At 70.8% G+C, this 20,434-nt stretch carries 17 protein-coding genes and 1 tRNA gene; 6 read left to right on the top strand and 12 right to left on the bottom strand.

The genetic code is table 11. From position 1 onward, the window contains the following. The first annotated feature begins 5 nt into the window (after positions 1–5). Positions 6–848 carry an ABC transporter ATP-binding protein gene (locus tag ACQHII_RS35485; RefSeq protein WP_427923100.1) on the top strand — a complete coding sequence of 281 codons (843 nt, stop codon included), beginning with the start codon at positions 6–8 and terminating at the stop codon, positions 846–848. Then, positions 845–1,561 carry an ABC transporter ATP-binding protein gene (locus ACQHII_RS35480; protein WP_362980036.1) on the top strand — a complete coding sequence of 239 codons (717 nt, stop codon included), beginning with the start codon at positions 845–847 and terminating at the stop codon, positions 1,559–1,561. The genes ACQHII_RS35485 and ACQHII_RS35480 overlap by 4 nt, the downstream gene beginning before the upstream one ends. An 84-nt stretch (positions 1,562–1,645) precedes the next feature. Here the strand turns inward: ACQHII_RS35480 and ACQHII_RS35475 are convergent, their stop codons facing one another. Then, positions 1,646–2,302, bottom strand: coding sequence for an ANTAR domain-containing response regulator (locus ACQHII_RS35475; RefSeq protein WP_427923099.1), 657 nt, complete (start codon positions 2,300–2,302; stop codon positions 1,646–1,648). Between the two features lie 104 nt (positions 2,303–2,406). Between ACQHII_RS35475 and ACQHII_RS35470 the strand changes: the two genes are divergently transcribed. Beyond that, a tRNA-Leu gene (locus tag ACQHII_RS35470) sits at positions 2,407–2,479 on the top strand. A gap of 104 nt (positions 2,480–2,583) precedes the next feature. Further along, complete coding sequence (locus tag ACQHII_RS35465) at positions 2,584–3,345, top strand: transcriptional regulator (RefSeq protein WP_427923098.1); 762 nt, start codon at positions 2,584–2,586, stop codon at positions 3,343–3,345. Positions 3,346–3,355: 10 nt separating this feature from the next. Here ACQHII_RS35465 and pyk read toward each other — a convergent pair whose 3' ends face one another. Next, positions 3,356–4,792, bottom strand: coding sequence for a pyruvate kinase (pyk, locus tag ACQHII_RS35460; RefSeq protein ID WP_427923097.1), 1,437 nt, complete (start codon positions 4,790–4,792; stop codon positions 3,356–3,358). 145 nt (positions 4,793–4,937) lie between these two features. Next, positions 4,938–5,657 (bottom strand): SIMPL domain-containing protein, encoded by a 720-nt coding sequence (locus tag ACQHII_RS35455; RefSeq protein WP_427923096.1) that lies wholly within the window; start codon positions 5,655–5,657, stop codon positions 4,938–4,940. 127 nt (positions 5,658–5,784) lie between these two features. Between ACQHII_RS35455 and ACQHII_RS35450 the strand changes: the two genes are divergently transcribed. Continuing rightward, a complete protein-coding gene (locus tag ACQHII_RS35450) occupies positions 5,785–7,587 on the top strand; it encodes a bifunctional metallophosphatase/5'-nucleotidase (protein ID WP_427923095.1) in 1,803 nt (600 codons plus the stop codon). 16 nt (positions 7,588–7,603) lie between these two features. Here ACQHII_RS35450 and ACQHII_RS35445 read toward each other — a convergent pair whose 3' ends face one another. The 7 genes from ACQHII_RS35445 to ACQHII_RS35415 form a co-directional block, all read right to left on the bottom strand. Then, the gene (locus ACQHII_RS35445; protein ID WP_427923094.1) at positions 7,604–9,052 is read right to left on the bottom strand and encodes a lysine N(6)-hydroxylase/L-ornithine N(5)-oxygenase family protein; all 1,449 of its coding nucleotides are present in this window, start codon (positions 9,050–9,052) and stop codon (positions 7,604–7,606) included. Then, positions 9,049–10,416 (bottom strand): pyridoxal phosphate-dependent decarboxylase family protein, encoded by a 1,368-nt coding sequence (locus tag ACQHII_RS35440; protein WP_427923093.1) that lies wholly within the window; start codon positions 10,414–10,416, stop codon positions 9,049–9,051. Before ACQHII_RS35440 ends, ACQHII_RS35445 begins: the two co-directional genes overlap by 4 nt. Before the next feature lie 117 nt (positions 10,417–10,533). Then, the gene (locus tag ACQHII_RS35435) at positions 10,534–11,355 is read right to left on the bottom strand and encodes an NAD(P)H-binding protein (RefSeq protein WP_427923092.1); all 822 of its coding nucleotides are present in this window, start codon (positions 11,353–11,355) and stop codon (positions 10,534–10,536) included. Between the two features lie 106 nt (positions 11,356–11,461). Next, on the bottom strand, positions 11,462–14,044 hold the full coding sequence (gene pepN, locus ACQHII_RS35430) for an aminopeptidase N (RefSeq protein ID WP_427923091.1): 2,583 nt from the start codon (positions 14,042–14,044) through the stop codon (positions 11,462–11,464). Positions 14,045–14,091: 47 nt separating this feature from the next. Next, a complete protein-coding gene (locus ACQHII_RS35425) occupies positions 14,092–14,622 on the bottom strand; it encodes a response regulator (RefSeq protein ID WP_427923090.1) in 531 nt (176 codons plus the stop codon). Positions 14,623–14,775: 153 nt separating this feature from the next. Further along, the gene (locus ACQHII_RS35420) at positions 14,776–15,126 is read right to left on the bottom strand and encodes a chorismate mutase (RefSeq protein ID WP_019067671.1); all 351 of its coding nucleotides are present in this window, start codon (positions 15,124–15,126) and stop codon (positions 14,776–14,778) included. Between the two features lie 34 nt (positions 15,127–15,160). Further along, complete coding sequence (locus ACQHII_RS35415; protein ID WP_427925481.1) at positions 15,161–16,060, bottom strand: helix-turn-helix domain-containing protein; 900 nt, start codon at positions 16,058–16,060, stop codon at positions 15,161–15,163. Positions 16,061–16,155: 95 nt separating this feature from the next. Here ACQHII_RS35415 and ACQHII_RS35410 point away from each other — a divergent pair, with 95 nt between their 5' ends. After that, positions 16,156–17,973 carry a glycoside hydrolase family 35 protein gene (locus ACQHII_RS35410; RefSeq protein ID WP_427923089.1) on the top strand — a complete coding sequence of 606 codons (1,818 nt, stop codon included), beginning with the start codon at positions 16,156–16,158 and terminating at the stop codon, positions 17,971–17,973. Here the strand turns inward: ACQHII_RS35410 and ACQHII_RS35405 are convergent. Together ACQHII_RS35405 and ACQHII_RS35400 are read right to left on the bottom strand one after the other, a co-directional pair. After that, positions 17,904–19,157, bottom strand: coding sequence for a vWA domain-containing protein (locus ACQHII_RS35405; protein ID WP_427923088.1), 1,254 nt, complete (start codon positions 19,155–19,157; stop codon positions 17,904–17,906). The genes ACQHII_RS35410 and ACQHII_RS35405 overlap by 70 nt on opposite strands. Further along, positions 19,154–20,395 (bottom strand): AAA family ATPase, encoded by a 1,242-nt coding sequence (locus ACQHII_RS35400; protein WP_427923087.1) that lies wholly within the window; start codon positions 20,393–20,395, stop codon positions 19,154–19,156. Before ACQHII_RS35400 ends, ACQHII_RS35405 begins: the two co-directional genes overlap by 4 nt. Positions 20,396–20,434 lie beyond the last annotated feature (39 nt).

Genomic DNA, 20,434 nt, shown 5'->3' with positions numbered 1-20,434 from the left:
GAGCCATGACGACACCAGTACTCGAAGCCCGTGACGTCACCATGCGCTTCGGCGGCCTCACCGCCGTCCGCTCCGTCGACTTCACCGTCAACTCCGGCGAGATCGTAGGCCTCATCGGCCCCAACGGCGCCGGCAAGACCACCTTCTTCAACTGCCTCACCGGCCTCTACGTCCCCACCGAGGGCACGGTCTCCTACAAGGGCACGGTGCTTCCCCCGAAGCCCCACCTCGTCACCAAGGCCGGCATCGCCCGCACCTTCCAGAACATCCGCCTGTTCGCCAACATGACGGTCCTGGAAAACGTCCTCGTGGGCCGCCACACCCGCACCAAGGAAGGCCTCTGGTCGGCCCTCCTGCGCGGCCCCGGCTTCAAGAAGGCCGAAAAGGCCAGCGAAGAACGCGCCATGGAACTCCTGGAGTTCATCGGCCTCGCCCACAAGCGCGACCACCTGGCACGCAATCTTCCCTACGGCGAGCAGCGCAAGCTGGAGATCGCCCGCGCCCTCGCCTCCGAGCCCGGCCTGCTCCTGCTCGACGAGCCCACGGCCGGCATGAACCCCCAGGAGACGCGGGCGACCGAGGAGTTGGTCTTCGCCATCCGCGACAAGGGCATCGCCGTCCTCGTCATCGAGCACGACATGCGCTTCATCTTCAACCTCTGCGACCGCGTCGCCGTCCTCGTCCAGGGCGAGAAACTCGTCGAAGGCACCTCCGACGTCGTCCAGGCCGACGAACGCGTCGTAGCCGCCTACCTCGGCGAACCCTTCGAGGGCACACCCGAACCCGAGGACACCCCGCCCGCGACGGAAGCGGAGAGCACCACCAGCGCCAAGGGAGAAGCCCAGTGACCGCACTGCTAGAGGTCGAGGACCTCAGGGTCGCCTACGGCAAGATCGAAGCCGTCAAGGGCATCTCCTTCAGCGTCGAGGCCGGCCAGGTCGTCACCCTCATCGGCACCAACGGCGCCGGCAAGACGACGACCCTGCGCACCCTCTCCGGACTGCTCCAGCCCTCCGGCGGCAAGATCACCTTCGACGGCAAGCCGCTCAACAGCGTCCCCGCCCACAAGATCGTCGCCCTCGGCCTGGCCCACTCCCCCGAAGGCCGGCACATCTTCCCCCGCCTCACCATCGCGGAGAACCTCCAGCTCGGCGCCTTCCTCCGCAAGGACAAGGAAGGCATCGAAAAGGACATCCAGCGCGCCTACGACCTCTTCCCCATCCTCGGAGAACGTCAGAAGCAGGCCGCGGGAACCCTCTCCGGCGGCGAGCAGCAGATGCTGGCCATGGGCCGCGCGCTCATGTCCCAGCCGAAACTGCTGATGCTGGACGAACCGTCCATGGGCCTCTCCCCGATCATGATGCAGAAGATCATGGCGACGATCGTCGAGCTCAAGGCATCGGGCACGACGATCCTCCTGGTCGAGCAGAACGCCCAGGCGGCGCTCTCCCTCGCCGACCAGGGCCACGTCATGGAGGTCGGCAACATCGTCCTCTCCGGCTCGGGCGAGGACCTGCTGCACGACGAGTCGGTACGGAAGGCGTACCTCGGCGAGGACTGAGCCGGGTTCCCTTTCTACTTCTACGACGAGGCCCGCGTCCCCAGCTTGGGGGCGCGGGCCTCGTCGTAGTCACGGCCGTGGCTGTCAGCCCTTCGAGGACTTCTTCTCGTCCGCGTCCAGGATGACCGCCTCGGCGACCTGCTGCATCGACATCCGACGGTCCATCGACGTCTTCTGGATCCACCGGAACGCGGCCGGCTCGCTCAGCCCGTACTCCGTCTGGAGAATCGACTTCGCACGGTCGACCAGCTTGCGGGTCTCCAGCCGCAGCGTGAGGTCGGCGACCTCCTGCTCCAACTGCTTGAGCTCGGTGAAGCGGGAGACGGCCATCTCGATCGCCGGCACGACGTCGCTCTTGCTGAACGGCTTCACGAGGTACGCCATCGCACCGGCGTCCCGAGCCCGCTCCACAAGGTCGCGCTGCGAGAAGGCGGTGAGCATCAGCACCGGGGCGATCCCCTCCTCGGCGATCTTCTCGGCGGCGGAGATACCGTCCAGCTTCGGCATCTTCACGTCGAGGATCACGAGGTCGGGCTTGTGCTCACGGGCCAGCTCGACGGCCTGCTCACCGTCACCGGCCTCGCCGACGACGGTGTACCCCTCTTCTTCGAGCATCTCTTTGAGATCGAGCCGGATCAGGGCCTCGTCCTCGGCGATGACGACACGGGTCGTCAGCGGAGGCACGTGCGACTTGTCGTCGTCGGGCGCGTCTACGGGCTGGGGCGACTCGGGGGCGGTCACGGGGGCTCCTCGTTCAGGGCACGGGGGTAGTGCTGAGCAAGAGCCTACCTAGCTGCGATAAGGTAGGGGCACAGCGGGAGACCGCTGACCTTCGTTTCAAAGGGGCCCCGGTAGCCCAGCGGTAGAGGCAATGGATTCAAAACCCATCAAGCGTCGGTTCGAATCCGACTCGGGGTACTTTTCCTTCAAATCGAAGGATGAGATTTAAGCGGAGGTTCACGTTCGCGTGAACCTCCGCTTTTTGCTGCGTGTCGCGACGATCACTCTCACAGAGTGTGCACATGTACGACATCAGCACACGCAAGCGAGCACTCGCGCTGCTCGAACAAGGGCGCAGCCTGAACTCGGTGAGCAAGGAGACCGGCATCTCCCGCGCCGCCATCCGGGCCTGGCTGACTCGCATTGAACCATTGCAGCGAGCGGGCAAACCATGCCCACGATGCCAGGGCGCGCCCTCCCCGCCCGAGAACCCAGAGGCATACGCGTACCTCCTCGGCCTCTATCTCGGCGACGGCTGCATCAACGCCCATCGGCGCAGCGTGTACTTCATCCGCATCGTGTGCGACAACGCCTGGCCCGGCATCATCGACGCCTGCGAAGCAGCCATCCGCGCTGTACGCCCGGACAACAGCGTATTCCGCGTCAAGAAGCAAGGCTGCGTGGCAGTCACCGGTAGCAGCAAACACTGGCCCTGCCTGTTCCCCCAGCACGGCCCCGGCGTGAAGCACAAACGCGAAATCACCCTCGAACCCTGGCAACAGGACATCGTCGACGCCCACCCCTGGGAATTCATCCGGGGCCTCATCCACTCCGACGGCTGCCGAATCACCAACTGGACGACTCGTGTCGTAGGCGGCGAGAGAAAGCGCTACGAATACCCCCGCTACTTCTTCACCAACCTGTCCACGGACATCAGGCAGCTCTACACCGACACCCTCGACAAAGTCGGCGTCAGCTGGAAACAGGCGAACGCGCAGAACATCTCCGTCGCCCGCAAAGCCTCAGTAGCCCTCATGGACACCCACGTAGGCCCCAAACACTGACCCCCGCCGCCTACTTGGGACTGTCGTCCTCACCCACATGGTGCACGCGGACAAGGTTCGTAGAACCGGCCACTCCGGGCGGTGAGCCCGCTGTGATGACGACGATGTCGCCCTTCTGGCAGCGGCCGTACTTCAGCAGAAGCTCGTCGACCTGGTCGACCATCGCGTCGGTGGAGTCGACGTGGGGGCCGAGGATGGTCTCGACACCCCAGGTGAGGGTGAGTTGGGCGCGGGTGGCGGGGTCGGGGGTGAAGGCCATTACGGGGATGGGGGACCTGTAGCGGGAGAGCCTGCGTACCGTGTCGCCGGATTGGGTGAAGGCCACCAGGTACTTCGCGCCGAGGAAGTCGCCCATTTCCGCTGCCGCTCGGGCCACCGCGCCGCCCTGGGTGCGGGGCTTGTTGCGTTCGGTCAGCGGGGGCAGGCCCTTGGCGAGGATGTCCTCCTCGGCGGCTTCGACGATGCGGGCCATGGTGGTGACGGTGGCGATGGGGTAGTTGCCGACGCTGGTCTCGCCGGAGAGCATCACCGCGTCCGTGCCGTCGATGATCGCGTTCGCGACGTCGGAGGCCTCCGCTCGGGTGGGGCGGGAGTTCTCGATCATCGAGTCGAGCATCTGCGTGGCGACGATGACCGGCTTGGCGTTGCGCTTGGCCAGTTTGATCGCGCGCTTCTGAACGATCGGGACCTGTTCGAGGGGCATTTCGACGCCGAGATCGCCGCGGGCGACCATGATGCCGTCGAAGGCGGCGACGATGCCGTCGATGGCCTCGACCGCCTGGGGCTTCTCCACCTTGGCGATGACGGGGAGGCGGTGGCCCTCCTCGTCCATGATGCGGTGGACGTCGTCGATGTCCTTGCCGCTGCGGACGAAGGAGAGGGCGATGACGTCGAAGCCGGCGCGCAGCGCCCAGCGGAGGTCGTCCTCGTCCTTGTCGGAGAGTGCGGGGACGGAGACGGCGACTCCGGGGAGGTTGAGGCCCTTGTGGTCGGAGACCATGCCGCCTTCGACGACCTTGGTGTGGACGCGGGGGCCGTCGACGGAGGTGACTTCGAGGCAGACCTTGCCGTCGTCGACGAGGACGCGTTCGCCGGGGGTGACGTCGGTGGCGAGGCCCGCGTAGGTGGTGCCGCAGGACTGGCGGTCGCCTTCGGCGCCCTCTTCGACGGTGATGGTGAAGGTGTCTCCGCGTTCAAGGAGTACGGGGCCTTCGGTGAATCGGCCGAGTCGGATCTTCGGGCCTTGAAGGTCGGCGAGCATTCCGATGCTGCGGCCGGTCTCTTCGGCGGCCTTTCGGACCCGCTGGAAGCGCTCCTCGTGTTCGGCGTGGGTGCCGTGGCTGAGGTTGAAGCGGGCTACGTCCATTCCGGCTTCGACCAGGGCTTTGATCTGGTCGTACGAGTCGGTGGCGGGGCCTAGAGTACAGACGATTTTTGCTCGGCGCATGGTTTGAGCCTAGGCCTTACCGATGGGTAGGGAATTGGTCGCGCATGACTACTCAACAACCTTTGGGTGAAGGGTTATTGACAAGGCTTGAATGTGCGGTGGGGTGCTCCAATGAGCGTTCGAATCGCTGAATCGGGATCTCCGGTCACAGGCTCGGGGGCAGCATCGTGAAGCGTGCGTTGACCTGGGCGTAGACGTGTTGCCGTTGTGGTTCGAGGTCGAGGGGTGCGGCGGCGGTGTCCTCGACGGCGGCGCCGGCCATGGACATGGAGCGCATACGACGCTGGGGCGCTCCGTAGGTCTCGGCGTTCTCGGCGCCGATGTCGGCGAGTTCCACGAGGGCGGCGAGGCTGGTGCCGAGCGCTTCGGCGTATTCGCGGGCGCGTTGGACGGCTTCGCGGACGGCCTGCTGGCGGGCCTGGCGGTGGACGGGCGAGTCGGGGCGCAGGGCCCACCAGGGGCCGTCGACGCGGGTGAGGTCGAGGTCGGCGAGGCGGGTGGTGAGTTCGCCGAGTGCGGTGAAGTCGGTGAGTTCGGCGGTGATGTGGACGCGGCCGAGGTAGGCGCGGACGCGTTCGCCGCGGGCGTGCGGGTTGAGTTCGGGGGTGATGGAGAAGCCGCCGGTTTCGATGCGCTCGACTGCTTCGCCGTAGGCCTTGACCAGGTCGAGGACGGCGGCGTTGCGGCGGGTGAGGTCGTCGAGGGCGGCGCGGCGGTCGCGGCCGCGGGCGGCGACGGTGATGCCGATGCGGGCGATCTCGGGGTCGACTTCGAGGCGGGCTTCGCCGCGGACGGCGATGCGGGGTGCGTCGGGGGTGCCGTAGGGGACGGGGGGTTGCTGGTCGTCCGTGCTGGGCGCGGTCATACGTCCCACTCTGTCAGCCCTGCCGCCTGCCGGTCATCAGATCGAAACCTGTGGGACCTGTCGCGGCCAGTAAGAAGCGAGTAAGAATCTACGCGCGTTGTTGACCGTTTCCCGAGGAGATCCAGACATGCCCTTGAACCGCCGGAAGTTCCTGAAGAAGTCCGCCGTGACGGGTGCGGGGGTCGCGCTGGCCGGTGCGGCGGCGGCTCCGGCGGCGCAGGCCGCGGAGAGGAAGCCGGGCAGGCCCGCGAAGCGGTACTCGCTGACCGTGCTGGGCACGACCGACCTGCACGGGCATGTCTTCAACTGGGACTACTTCAAGGACGCGGAGTACTCGGACGCGGCCGGCAACGCACAGGGCCTGGCCCGGATCTCGACGCTGGTGAACCGGATCCGCAAGGAGAAGGGCCGCGAGAACACGCTGCTGCTGGACGCGGGCGACACGATCCAGGGCACCCCGCTGACGTACTACTACGCGAAGGTCGACCCGATCACCGCCAAGGGCGGCCCGGTGCACCCGATGGCGCAGGCGATGAACGCGATCGGGTACGACGCGGTGGCGCTGGGCAACCACGAGTTCAACTACGGCATCGAGACGCTGCGCAAGTTCGAGGAGCAGTGCCGTTTCCCGCTCCTCGGGGCGAACGCGCTGGACGCGAAGACGCTGAAGCCCGCCTTCCCGCCGTACTTCATCAAGAAGTTCTGCGTGCGGGGCGCGCCGCCGGTGAAGGTGGCCGTGCTCGGTCTGACCAACCCGGGCATCGCGATCTGGGACAAGGCCTATGTGCAGGGCAGGTTGACGTTCCCGGGTCTTGAGGAGCAGGCCGCGAAGTGGGTGCCGAAGCTGCGGTCGATGGGTGCGGACGTGGTCGTCGTGTCGGCGCACTCCGGCTCCTCGGGCACCTCGTCCTACGGTGACCAGCTGCCGTACGTGGAGAACTCGGCGGCGCTGGTCGCGCAGCAGGTGCCCGGGATCGACGCGATCCTGGTGGGCCACGCGCACGTGGAGATCCCGGAGTTGAGGGTCACCAACGCCAAGACCGGGAGGACGGTGGTTCTTTCGGAGCCGCTGGCGTACGCGGAGCGGCTTTCGCAGTTCGACGTCGAGCTGGTCTTCAGCAAGGGGCGCTGGAGCGTCGAGTCGGTCGCCTCCAAGGTCCTCAACACCAACACGGTCGCCGACGACCCGAAGATCACCCGGCTCCTCTCGGACGAGCACGCCAAGGTCGTCGAGTACGTCAACCAGGTGGTCGGCACGGCCACGCAGACGCTGACGACGGCCGAGGCGCGCTACAAGGACGCCCCGATCATCGACCTGATCACCAAGGTCCAGGAGGACGTCGTCAAGGCGGCCCTGGCGGGCACCGCGTACGCCTCGCTGCCGGTGATCGCGCAGGCCTCGCCGTTCTCGCGGACCTCGGAGATCCCGGCGGGCGAGGTGACCGTCCGGGACCTGTCGGGGCTGTACGTGTACGACAACACGCTGGTCGCGAAGGTGCTGACGGGTGCTCAGGTGCGGGCGTACCTGGAGTACTCGGCGGAGTACTTCGTGCAGACGGCCGCGGACGCGGTGGTCGACCCGGCGAAGCTGACCAACGCGAACGGCCGCCCGGACTACAACTACGACTACGTGTCGGGGTTCTCGTACGACATCGACATCGCGCAGGCGGCCGGTTCGCGGATCAGGAACCTGACGTACGGCGGTGCGGCGCTGGACGACGCGCAGCAGTTCGTGCTGGCGGTGAACAACTACCGGGCGAACGGCGGCGGTGCGTTCCCGCATGTGGCGTCGGCGACCGAGGTGTGGTCGGAGTCGACGGAGATCCGGACACGGATCGCGGAGTGGGTGACCGCGAAGGGTGTGCTGGATCCGGCCGAATTCGCCTCGGTGGACTGGAAGTTGACGCGGAACGGCACGCCCGTCTTCTAGTGCCTGCTCGGGCCGCTCACCTGCCTTCGACGAGGGGGGTGAGGGTCCGGGCCTGCCGGGCCGGGGGGATCTGCGGTTGCGGGTCGAGTCCGAAGGTGGTGAAGGCCGTCCGGTCCGGCAGGGGGTAAGGCTCCTTGCCGGTCAGGGAGTTGAGGATGGTGGCGCTGCGCCAGGCGGCGAGGCCGAGGTCGGGGGCGCCGACTCCGTGGGTGTGGAGTTCGGCGTTCTGGACGTAGACGTGGCAGCCGACGCCGGTGACGGAGGGGTCGAGGACGAGTCTGAACTGCTCGTCCACGTGCGGGCGTTCGGCGCTGTCGCGGCGCAGGTAGGGGTCGAGTCCGGCGAGGATGCGGCCGAGCGGGCGTTCGCGGTAGCCGGTGGCGAGGACGACGGCGTCGGTGGTGAGGCGTGAGCGGGTGTTCTGCTGGGCGTGTTCCAGGTGGAGTTCGACCTTGGTGGTCGCGATCCGGCCCGCCGTACGGACGCGGACGCCGGGGGTGAGGACGGCCTCGGGCCAACCGCCGTGCAGGGTACGGCGGTAGAGCTCGTCGTGGATGGCGGCGATGGTGTCGGCGTCGATGCCCTTGTGGAGTTGCCACTGCGCGGTGACGAGGCGGTCGCGGACGGTTTCGGCGAGGGCGTGGAAGTAGCGGGTGTAGTCGGGGGTGAAGTGCTCCAGGCCGAGCTTGGAGTACTCCATGGGGGCGAAGGCCTCGCTGCGGCCGATCCAGTGGAGTTTCTCGTGTCCCGCGGGCCGGTTGCGGAGCAGGTCGAGGAAGACCTCGGCGCCGGTCTGTCCCGAGCCGATGACGGTGATGTGCCCGGCGGCGAGGAAGGTCTCGCGGTGTGCGAGGTAGTCGGCGGCGTGGATCACGGGGACGCCCGGGGCCTCGACGAGCGGCCTGAGCGGGTCGGGGACGTAGGGGGCGGTGCCGACGCCGAGGACGATGTTCTTGGTGTAGGTCCGGCCGAGGGCTTCGGCCTCTCCGTCGCTGTCGAGCTGGGTGAAGTCGACCTCGAAGACGTCGCGTTCGGGGTTGAAGCGGACGGCGTCGACCTGGTGGCCGAAGTGGAGTCCGGGGAGGCTGCCCGCGACCCAGCGGCAGTAGGCGTCGTACTCGGCGCGCTGGATGCGGAGGCGCTCGGCGAAGTAGAAGGGGAAGAGCCGGTCGCGGGCCTTCAGGTAGTTGAGGAAGGACCAGGGGCTGGCGGGGTCGGCGAGGGTCACCAGGTCGGCGAGGAAGGGGACTTGGACGGTGGTGCCGTCGATGAGCAGGCCGGGGTGCCAGTCGAAGCCGGGGCGCTGTTCGTAGAAGGCGGTGTCGAGTTCGGTGAGCGGGTGGGCGAGGGCGGCCAGCGAGAGGTTGAAGGGGCCGATGCCGATGCCGACCAGGTCGCGGGGTGGATCGGGTTCGTGGCGCGGGGGGTTGGGGGCCTGGGGGTGACCCGTCGGGGGGTGGCTCATCGGGGGGTGTGTCCTTCCACCAGTTTCAGGAGGGCGGCCAGGTCGTCGGGCCGGGTGTGGGGGTTGAGGAGGGTGGCCTTGAGCCAGAGCCGGCCGTCGAGGGCGGCCCGGCCGAGGACGGCGCGTCCGTCGTGGAGGAGTTGTCGGCGTACGGCGGCCACGGCTTCGTCGCCGGCTTCGGCGGGCCGGAACAGGACGGTGCTGATGACGGGTGGGTCGTAGAGCTCGAAGCCGGGGTGGTTGTGGATCATGGCGGCGAACTCCCGTGCGCGGGCGCAGACTTGGTCGACGAGGGTGCCGAGTCCGGTGCGGCCGAGGGTTTTCAGGGTGACGGCGAGTTTGAGGACGTCGGGGCGTCGGGTGGTGCGCATGGAGCGGCCGAGGAGGTCGGGGAGGCCGGCTTCGGTGTCGTCGTCGGCGTTGAGGTAGTCGGCGCGCTGGGTGAGGGCGGCGAGGTCGCGGGGGTGGCGTACGGCGAGGAGGCCGGCGGCGACGGGCTGCCAGCCGAGTTTGTGCAGGTCGAGGGTGACGGTGTGGGCGCGGTCGAGGCCGGCGAGCTTGTCGCGGTGACGGTCGCTGAAGGTGAGGCCTCCGCCATAGGCGGCGTCGATGTGGAGGCGGGCGCCGTGGGCGGCGCAGAGGCCGGCGATCTCGGGGAGCGGGTCGATGAGTCCGGCGTCGGTGGTGCCGGCGGTGGCGGCGACCAGGACGGAGCCGCGCGGGCCCGGGAGTGCGGTGAGGGCTTCGTCGAGGGCGGCGGGGTCGAGGGTGCCGGCGGGGGCGGGGACGACGACGGGGTCGGGCAGGCCGAGGAGCCAGGCGGCGCGGGGCAGCGAGTGGTGGGCGTTGCTGCCGCAGACCAACTGGACTGTGCCGCTGTGGGCTTCGCGGGCGAGCAGCAGGGCGAGTTGGTTGGCTTCGGTGCCGCCGCTGGTGACGAGGGCGTCGGCGAGGCCGATCTCGTGGGCGAGGGTGCGGGTGACGAGGGCTTCGAGGGCGGAGGCGGCGGGGGCCTGGTCCCAGGAGTCCAGGGAGGGGTTCAGGGCGCTGACGGCGAGGTCGGCGGCGGCGCTGACGGCGAGCGGCGGGCAGTGCAGGTGTGCCGCGCACAGCGGGTCGGCGGGGTCGGCGGCGCCTTCGGCGAGGGCGTGCACGAGGGTGCGCAGGGCGGTCGGGTCGCCGTCCTCGGGGAGTACGTCCCCCACGGCGTCCCGGAGGCGGGCGGCGACGGCTTCGGGGCCGCCCGCCGGGAAGGGTCCGCCGCGGGCCCGCCGTCCGGTGCCCAGAGCGTCGAGGACGGTGTCGAGCAACGGCCGCAGGGCGTCGGGTCCTTCGGCGCCTGAGGCGAGGGGCGCGTTGCTCATGGGCTGTCCTCCGGGGCGCGGGGCAGGGGGAGTTCCAGCTTGTACGCAGGTGGGTCGACGCGCCCGGAAAGTACAACGATCAGAACCCGAAAGTGTTGTGTGGACGGGGTGGGCGGGTCACTGGAAGTCGTCCGCGTGGTCCTTGGCCCAGATGGTGAACGGGCGGGCCGGTACGCCGGTGATCTCCTCCACCGTGGTGGTGATCTCCGGTGTCGTGCCGACGCTTGTGCCGAAGGCCTTGAGGAGGCCGGGGAGCATCTCCGGGGGTACGTGGGGGAAGAGTTCGGGGCCGACCTCGTCCACGGGGATCTCGGTGAAGCGCAGGTCGCGGCCGATCGCGTGGCCGATCGCGGTGATCTGCTGGGCGGTGGTGACCGGTTCGGGGCCGGTGAGGCGGTGCGCCGCTCCCTCGTGGCCGGGGTCGAGGAGGGCGCGTTCGGCGACGGCGGCGATGTCGTCCTCGTGGATCGGTGCCGAGACGCCGTCGGCGAAGGGGCCGCGTACGGTGTCGTCCGCGCGGATCTGCGGGGCCCGCTGGAGGGCCTTTGCCGCGAAGGCGTTGGGCCGCAGGACGGTCGCCGCGAGGCCGCTGTCGCGGACCTGTTGTTCGGCCCTGGCGTGCCAGCTGTGAATGGGGTGGCTGGTGTCGGCGCCCTCGCGGATGATTCCGGAGGAGAGCATGACGACGTGCCGGACGCCGACCGCGCGGGCCGCGTCGAGCAGTGCCGGGGTCGTGTCGCCGGTGGCCCGGAGGTTCAGGAAGAGCCGGGTCGCGCCGGTGAACAGGGCGGCGGGGTCGTCCGGTTGGTGTCGGACGACCTCCTCCTGCCGCGGTAATCCGGCCCGTTGGGGGTCGCGCGTCAGCGCCCGCACGGGCCGGTCCGCGGCGGTGAGGCGTTCCACCAGTGAGCGGCCGACGTTGCCGGTGGCGCCTGTCACTACGATCGCGGGTTCCTCCTGGGCTGATCGTCCTTGGCGGTGTCGAGCCCAGGAAGGACGGTCGGCCCGCCGCATCGTCGCGGGGGGAGGATCACTCGAATCGGTGCTATGCCTCCCGTACCCGCAACGCCCGTGCCAGGTCGTCGAGTTGGTCGACGAGCTTGCGGCGCAGGGACGGGGTGAGGTCGGCGTCGCGCAGGCATTCCTCGCCGAGGCGGAGGGATTCGGGGTCGACGGCGTGGGTGGGGAAGGCCCAGCGGCCCGCGGCGTCGGCCATGGCGGGGCCCCGGCGGGCGGCGAGGGTGACCGCGTCCTGGTAGAAGCGGGGCACGTACTCCCGTACGAGATCGGCCTGTTCGGGTTGCCAGAAGCCCTGGGCGGTGGCGGTGAAGAGGTAGTTGGAGAGGTCGTCGGTGGTGAACATCGCCTCCCAGGCCGTGCGCTTGGCCTCGGGGTCGGGCAGGGCGGCGCGGCAGCGGGCGGCGCCCTCCTGGCCGGTGGCGGACGGGTCGCGGGCCAACTCGGCGGCGATCGCGGTCTCTTCGGTGGCGCCGAGGACGGCGAGGCGGGCCAGGACGCGCCAGCGCAGCTCGGGGTCGAGCTCGGGGCCGCCGGGGACGGTGCCTTCGGCGAGCCAGGCGGCGATGGTGTCGGGGTGGGCGGCGACGTCGATGAAGTGGCGTACGGCGATGAGGCGCAGGCCGGGGTTGGAGCCGTCCTCGGTGCGGCGGATGAGGTCGCGGCACAGGGCGGTGAGGGTGGCGAGGGCGGCCGGGCGGGCCTCGGGGGTGAGGTAGCGGTCGGCGACCTGGGCGGAGGCGAAGGCGAGGACGCCCTGGACGAGGGCGAGGTCCGTCTCGTGCGGGAGGTGGGCGCGGGCCGCGTCCAGGTAGGTGGAGGCGGGGAGTTCGCCGTCGCGGACGGCGTCGCGCAGGGCGTTCCAGACGACCGCGCGGGTGAGGGGTTCGGGGAGGCCGGAGAGGCTGGTGCGGACCGTTTCGAGGGACTCGGCGTCGAAGCGGATCTTGGCGTAGGTGTAGTCGCCGTCGTTGAGGAGGACGAGGGCGGGTCGGGGGCCTCCGGTGCTGATGCCGATGTCGCCGGTGGTGGGAAGGTCCGCCTCCAGTCGGCTGCGGAGCATCAGGCGGCTCGCGTCGTGGAGGTCGTGGTCGTAGAGGCCGATGGTGATGCGGTGCGGGCGGGTGGCGCCGGTGGATACGAGGGTGCCGAGGTGGCTGAGCCCGTCCCGGTTCTGGGCGGGGTCGGGCTTGGAGTAGATTCCGGGGCTGCCCCGGTGACCGACGTCGAGGTGCCAGTTCCCGTCTTCGGTCCGGACTTCGGGCGTGAGCGTGTCCACCCCCGTCGTGCGCAGCCATACGTCCGCCCAGGCGTGGACGTCGCGTTCGGTGCCGGAGGCGAGGGAGTCGATGAAGTCGGCGAGGGTGGCGTTGGCGAACCTGTGGCGGGCGAAGTGGGTGTTGATGCCGGCGAGGAAGTCCTTCTCGCCGAGCCAGGCCACCAACTGCCGTAGCGCGGAGGCGCCCTTGGCGTAGGAGATGCCGTCGAAGTTGAGGAGGGCGGAGGCGGTGTCGTCGACGTTCTCGGGGGCCACGGGGTGGGTGGAGGGGCGCTGGTCGGCGTCGTAGCCCCAGGCCTTGCGGACGACTCCGAAGTCGGTCCAGGTGTCGGTGAAGCGGGTGGCCTCGGTGAGGGTCTGGTAGCCCATGTACTCGGCGAAGGACTCGTTGAGCCAGATGTCGTCCCACCACTGGAGGGTGACGAGGTCGCCGAACCACATGTGGGCCATCTCGTGGGCGATGACCATGCCGCGGGTCTGGCGCTCGGTGTCGGTGACGGCGGAGCGGTAGACGAACTCGTCGCGGAAGGTGACGAGTCCGGGGTTCTCCATGGCGCCGGCGTTGAACTCGGGGACGAAGGCCTGGTCGTAGGAGTCGAAGGGGTAGGGCTCCTCGAACTTCTCGTGGTAGCGGTCGTAGCACTGGCGGGTGATGTCGAGGATCTCCTCGGCGTCCGCGTCGAGGTGGGGGGCCAGGGAGCGGCGGCAGTGGATGCCGAAGGGCAGGCCCCGGTGTTCGGTGCGGATCGAGTGCCAGGGGCCGGCGGCGACGGCGACGAGGTAGGTGGAGATGAGGGGGGTGGTGGCGGCCTGCCAGCGGCCTTCGCCGAGGTGTTCGGTGATGCCGTTGGCGAGGACGGTCCAGCCTTCGGGGGCGGTGACGGTGAGGTCGAAGACGGCCTTGAGGTCGGGCTGGTCGAAGGCGGCGAAGACGCGCTGGACGTCGTCCATGAAGAGCTGGGTGTAGAGGTAGGTCTCGCCGTCGGTGGGGTCGGTGAAGCGGTGCATGCCCTCGCCGGTGCGGGAGTAGCGCATGCTCGCGTCGACGCGCAGTTCGTGCTCGCCGGCGGTGAGGGCGGGCAGCGGGAGCCGGTTCTCGACGAGCTGTTCCGGGTCGAGGGGGTGTCCGTCGAGGGTGACGGAGCGCAGCTCGGCGGGCTTGAGTTCGACGAAGGTGTCCGCGTCCGCGCGAGCGGTGAACCGGATGACGGTGCGGGAGTCGAAGGTGTCTTCGCCCGTCGTCAGATCGAGTTCGATCGTGTAGCGGTGGACGTCGAGGAGCCTGGCACGGGTCTGCGCTTCGTCGCGCGTCAGTACGGACATGGTGGACATGCTGCCTGATGGCACCGGCATGGCACAGAGTCGGTCCGCTACGCGACTTATGTCCGCTCGGTGGTGGTGGCGGTGTTCTGGGGGTCGCGCTGGTAGGGCACGCGCGCGTCCGGGTGCGGCAGGGCGGGGCGGGATTCCCGGGGCTCCTTGAGGAGGGCGCGCAGTTCGCGGAGCTCCTGCTCCAGGGCCTGGTGGCGCTGGTGGGCGTCGTAGAGGTAGCGGATCTTGGTGCGCAGGGTCCAGGGGTCGACGGGTTTGGTGATGAGGTCGGCGACACCGAGGCCGAAGGCCGTGGCGGTCAGTTCGGGGTCGAGGCCGAAGCCGGTGAGGAGGACGACGGGGATGTGCTGGGTCTGTTCGAGGCGGCGCAGATAGCGGACCACGTCCAGGCCGCTGACGCCGGGCATCCGCACGTCGAGCAGGAGCAGGCCGACCTGGCCGCGGAGCACCTGCTTGAGCGCCTCGTCGCCGCTGGTGGCGCGGGCGAGCCGGTAGCCCAGCGGGGCGAGGGCGCTCTCCAGCGCGTACAGCGTGTCCTCATGGTCGTCGACGATGAGGATCCTGGCATCCGACGGCATGACCCGAGGTCCCTCCCGCGTGGGACGACCAGCTTATGACGCAGGCGCTGACGGGGTGTGCCCGTCGGCTGACAAGGAGTGCACATGCAGGTGCACAGCGCAGCATCGCCCCGAACACACCCCGGTGTCACGCCCCTTACGGGTCCGGCGGGGTCAGTTCGCCGTGGGTGAACCGCCGTTCACGGCGTCCTCGGCGATGCGCTCGTGGTGCCGGATCACCTCGGCGATGATGAAGTTGAGGAACTTCTCGGCGAACGCCGGGTCGAGCTTGGCGTTTTCGGCCAGGGTGCGCAGGCGCTCGATCTGGCGGGCCTCGCGCGCCGGGTCGGCGGCCGGCAGCCGGTGGGTGGCCTTGAGGAAGCCGACCTGCTGGGTGGCCTTGAAGCGTTCGGCGAGCATGTGGACGACGGCCGCGTCGATGTTGTCGATGCTGTCGCGCAGCCTGGCCAGTTCCTCGCGCACGGCGGGGTCGACGTCACCGGTTCCGTTGTTGCTGGTGGTCATGGGCGACCACCCTACGTGGAGTGCGCCCACCCGATCAGCCGGCCTCTGTGGAGTGGGCCCACCCGATGACCGGCGGATCGGCCGGGTCGGGGACCTGGTCGCTCCAGCCGCCGGGGACGGTGCGGCCCTGCTGGGCGCGGAAGCGGACGGGGGGCATGCCGACGCGGCGGGTGAACAGGCGGGAGAAGTAGGCGGGGTCGTCGTAGCCGACGCGGCGGGCGACGGCGGCGACGGGGAGTTCGGTGGCGGCGAGGAGTTCCTTGGCGCGGCCGAGGCGGATGCCGAGGAGGTAGTCCTTGGGGCTGCATCCGGCGCCCCGGCGGACGGCGGCGCGCAGGGCGGCGGGGGTCATGCCGTGCCGGGCCGCGTGGTCGGCGACGGTCAGCGGCAGACAGGCGTCGCGGGCGAGGCCCTGGAGGACCGGGTCGCCGTCGGGGGCGAGGTCGGCGCGGGCCCGGCGCAGGGCGACCAGGAGCTCGTGGACGGCGGCCCCGGTCTCCACCTCCAGGAGGGGGTTTCCGCGCCGCGCGGCGCGGGCCATGCGCCCGATGACCGCGCGGGGTCCGCTCGCGTCCGAGAGGGGCACCACGGGCCGCTCCGGCTCGATGTAGCCGAGTTCGGTGTACGTCGCCGTCGCGGGCCCGGTGAAGTCGACGAACCCCTCGTCCCAGCCGGCGCCGGGGTCGGGCGCGTAGTGGTGCGGCACTCCGGGGGTGAGCCACAGCAGGGCGGGCGCGGTGACGGTGGTGCGGCGGCCGTCGGGAGCGAGGTACCAGCCGCCGCCCGCGCTGATCACCACGGCCACGTGGTGGTCGAGGGTGCGGGGGCCGACCGTGGGCAGCTCGCCGTACTGGAGGCCGACGCCGAGGCAGGCGAGGCCGAGGCGGTGGTGGGCGGGTGTGGGCGTGAAGAACCGCATCCAGGTGTGGTACATCCGCGCCCCCTCACGCATCGCTCGGTCCGCTGCGTCCAAGTAGAGGCGATCTTTGTCCATGGACGTGATCGACGCCAAGGGGAGAGAGTCGGCGCATGAGCGAGTTCACCGTGGGCGACAGGGACTTTCTGCTGGACGGGCAGCCGGTGCGGCTGCTGTCCGGGGCGCTGCACTACTTCCGGGTGCACGAGGCGTACTGGGGGCACCGGCTGGCGATGCTGCGGGCCATGGGCCTCAACTGCGTGGAGACGTACGTCCCGTGGAACCTGCACGAGCCGGCGCCGGGCGACTTCCGGGACGTGGAGGCGCTGGGCCGGTTCCTGGACGCGGCCCGGGAGGCGGGCCTCTGGGCGATCGTGCGCCCGGGGCCGTACATCTGCGCGGAGTGGGAGAACGGCGGGCTGCCGCACTGGCTGACGGGCGAGCTGGGGCCACGCGCGCGTACCCGTGACGCACGCTTCCTGGGCCACCTGGAGCGCTGGTTCGGCCGGCTGCTGACCGAGGTCGTACCCCGCCAGCTGGACCGCGGCGGCCCGGTGATCATGGTGCAGGTCGAGAACGAGTACGGCAGCTACGGCTCCGACGCCGCCTATCTGCGGCGGGTGGAGGCGCTGTTGCGGGACCAGGGGGTGACGGTCGCGCTGTGCACCTCGGACGGCCCCGAGGACCACATGCTGGACGGCGGCTCGCTCCCCGGTGTGCTGGCGACGGTGAACTTCGGGTCCCGCGCGCGGGAGGCCTTCGAGACGCTGCGCGCGTTCCGCTCCGAGGGGCCGTTGATGTGCATGGAGTTCTGGTGCGGCTGGTTCGACCACTGGGGCGGCGAGCATGTCGTCCGCGCGGCCGAGGACGCGGCGTCCGCGCTGCGGGAGATCCTGGAGTGCGGCGCGTCGGTCAACGTCTACATGGCGCACGGCGGCACCAACTTCGCCGGCTGGGCGGGCGCCAACCGGGGCGGCGGCGCGCTGCACGAGGGCCCGCTGGAGCCCGATGTGACGTCCTACGACTACGACGCCCCGATCGACGAGCACGGGCGCCCCACGGAGAAGTTCTGGCGCCTGCGCGAGGTGTTCGCCGAGTACGCCGACGCCCCGCTGCCCGAACCCCCGCCCGCACCGCCCGTGTTGGACCACCCGGCCGAGGCGAGCCTGACCGGCTGGGCGTCCTTGAGCGACGTACTGGAGGCACGCGGCGGACCGGAACGCACGGACCCGGTCCCGCCCACCTTCGAGGAGCTGGACGTCGACCGCGGTCTCGTCCGCTACGCGGTGACCGTGCCGGGGCCGCGCGCCCCGTATCCGCTCACCGCGCGGGGGCTGCGGGACCTGGCGGTGGTGTACGTCGACGGGGAGCGGGCCGGGATCCTCATGGAGGGCGACGAGCAGCTCAAGGAACCCGTCGCCGGGCACGCGCGCGTGGAGCTGTGGGTGGAGTCCCTGGGGAGGGCCAATTACGGGCCCCGGCTCGGGGAGCCGAAGGGCATCACCGGGGGCCTGTTGCACGAGCGGCAGTACCTGCACGACGTCCGCGCGCGCGGGCTGCGGCTGGACGCGCTGGACGACGTCGAGGGCATCGCGCTGGGGGCACTGCCCCCGGGCGACTCCCCCGGCCTGTACCGGGGCACCGTCGAGGTGCGGGGCGCCGGGGACGCCGTACTCGAACTGCCGGGGTGGACGCGGGGGTTCGTGTGGGTCAACGGGTTCAACCTGGGGCGGTACTGGTCGGCGGGGCCGCAGCGGGAGCTGTACGTGCCCGGGCCCGTGCTGCGGGAAGGGGTGAACGACGTGTGGGTGCTCGAGCTCCAGGAGGCGCCGCTCGCCGGGAAGTCCCTCTCCCTGCGGGCTCAGCGGGAGACGGGGGCGGAGCCGATCTCGACCACACGGGCCCAGTCGGGCGGTGTGTCCGGCACGTAGTCGGGGTCGTCCTCGGCGTACAACCCGGTGGCGTAGCGGCGCGGGAAGAGGCCGACCACCGTCCGGCACAGCGGTCGCCGCTCCGGCCAGGGGGTCTGGCCGTCGGTGAGGACCACGACGGCGTCGGGCCGGGTGCGCAGCGCCTTGTCGAAGCCGGCGCGCAGATCCGTCCCGCCGCCGCCCAGCAGTTCGATGCCCTCGGCGCGGCACAGCGGTTGCGCGACCCGGGCCGCCGCGTCGCAGGACACCACGGTGACCAGGTCGCGGCGGCCGCCGACCGCCCTGGAGATCGCGGCGACTTCGAGGAGCGCGCTGCCCAGTTCGGCGTCGCTGACCGACCCGGAGGTGTCGACGACCACGCAGACCCGGGGCGGGCGGCGGCGCAGGCTCGGCAGCACCACCCCGGGCAGTCCGGCCGAGCGGCGCGAGGGCCTGCCGTAGCTGTAGTCCTCGCCCGCGCCGGGCGCGGAGACCGCCGAGCGGACCGCCGCGCCCAGCAACTCCCGCCAGGGCTGCGGCGGATGGAACGCCTCCTCGGCCCACCGCCGCCACCCGCTCGGCGCGCTGCCCGGGTGGCCGGTGATGCCCTGTGCCACCCGGAAGCGGACCGCGTCGCGCTGCTGCTCGCTGAGCCCGTGCGCGCCGTCCGGGCCCAGCTCCCAGCCCCGGTCGAGCCCGTCGGCGCCGCTGCCGCAGTCCAGCCACGCCAAGGCCTGGGTGCGCGGCCCCAGTCGGAACCAGCGCAGGTAGTCCTCCATCAGGTTCCCGGCGGGCAGGCCCAGTGTCTTCGGCCGGACCGCGCCCGCGGGGGTGACCAGGCCCTCGCCGTACGCGTCGTCGTTGATCTCCATGTCGGCGGCGATGTTCATCCGCAGCCGCTCCCCCGGGCCGGTCAGTCCGCGCTCGCGGGCCAGGCGGTCGCTGCGCCCGTGGTGGTCACGGAGCAGGTGGGAGACCTCGTGGACCCAGACTCCGGCCAGGTCCTCGACCGACATGCCGTCCACGAACCCCGGCGAGACATAGCAGCGCCAGTGCCGGTCGACGGCCATCGTCGGCACCTGCCGGGACGGGACGGTGTGCAGGGCGAACAGGGCGGTGGCCAGGTAGGGGCGGACGCGGGCCGCGTAGAGGCGGGCGGCGAAGAGTTTGCCGAGGTCGAGGTCGAGGTCCATGGCCGGGTTCATCGGCCGCCCTTCACGGTCGCGGCGGCACGGTCCGCCCGGTGCGACAGGGCGACCACTCCGGCGAGTCGCTCGATGGACTCGGGTACGTCCCAGTCCTCCCGGCGCAGCGAGGCGAGGGTGGTCGCGGGGACGACGACGAGGTCGGGGGCGCCGGTCTCCAGCGCCCGGACCAGGACCGCCCAGGCCGCGTCCCAGCGGGCCCGGTCGGGACGGTTGCGGACCGCGGCCACCACGCCGTCGAGCACGGCCTGGCGCAGATCCCCGCGCTCGGGCAGCTCGCCGGCGGTCGGATCGGCGAGGAACGTCTCGGGGTCGGGGAGGTCCATCCGGTCCACGGCGGCCAGCAGTTCCAGCCCGGGACCGTCCCCGACCGCACCCCTGACCAGCAGGGACAGCACCTCTCGGGAGGAGCCGGCCGCGGTCGCGAACGCGGTCAGGCACACGGCCGTCTCCCAGCTCCGGGGCGAGGGCCAGGCACCGCCCCGGCGGGCCTCGCTGCTGGGCAGTTGGTGGACCAGCTTGGGGCGGCCGGTGAGCAGTCCGCACACCACGCGGCGCGCGTAGTCCACGGCTCCGGGCAGCTTCTCCGGGTCGAGGCGCGGCAGGGTCGCCCGCGGCCAGGTACCGCCGAGGCCGCGTACGACGACCTCGTGGTCGTGGGTCCACTGGAGGTGCACGAACCGGTTGGCCAGCGGCGGGCTCAGCTCCCAGCCGTCGGCCGCCGAGGACCGCGGGTTGGCGGCGGCCACGATCCGTACCCCGGGCGGCAGTTGGAGCGCGCCGATCCGCCGCTCCAGCACCAGCCGCAGCAGCGCGGCCTGCACGGCGGGCGGCGCGGTCGACAACTCGTCCAGGAACAGCAGCCCCCGGCCCGCCCGTACGAGTCGTACGGCCCAGTCCGGCGGGGCCATCGGGACGCCCTGTTCGGCCGGGTCGTCGCCCACGACGGGCAGCCCGGAGAAGTCGGACGGCTCGTGCACGCTGGCGATCACCGTCGTCAACGGCAGGTCCAGGGCCGCGGCGAGCTGGGTCAGGGCCGCCGTCTTGCCGATGCCCGGCTCGCCCCACAGCAGCACGGGGAGGTCGGCGGCGACGGCGAGGGTCAGGGCCTCCAGCTGGTCGTCGGGGCGCGGTTCGGTGGTGGTGTCGCGCAGGAGGGTCAACAGGTCGCCCGCGACGTCGAGTTGGGTGGGGTGGGCGGGGGTGTCGGTGGCGGCGTACAGGGTGCGTGTGGGCATATGTGGTCACCTTTGGGTCGTGGTGGGGCGTGCGGGGGT

Source organism: Streptomyces sp. cg40 (assembly GCF_050320165.1).
Classification (GTDB): domain Bacteria; phylum Actinomycetota; class Actinomycetes; order Streptomycetales; family Streptomycetaceae; genus Streptomyces; species Streptomyces hokutonensis.
The sequence above is the reverse complement of the archived record's forward strand: the minus strand, read 5'-3'. Positions and strand labels throughout refer to the sequence as shown.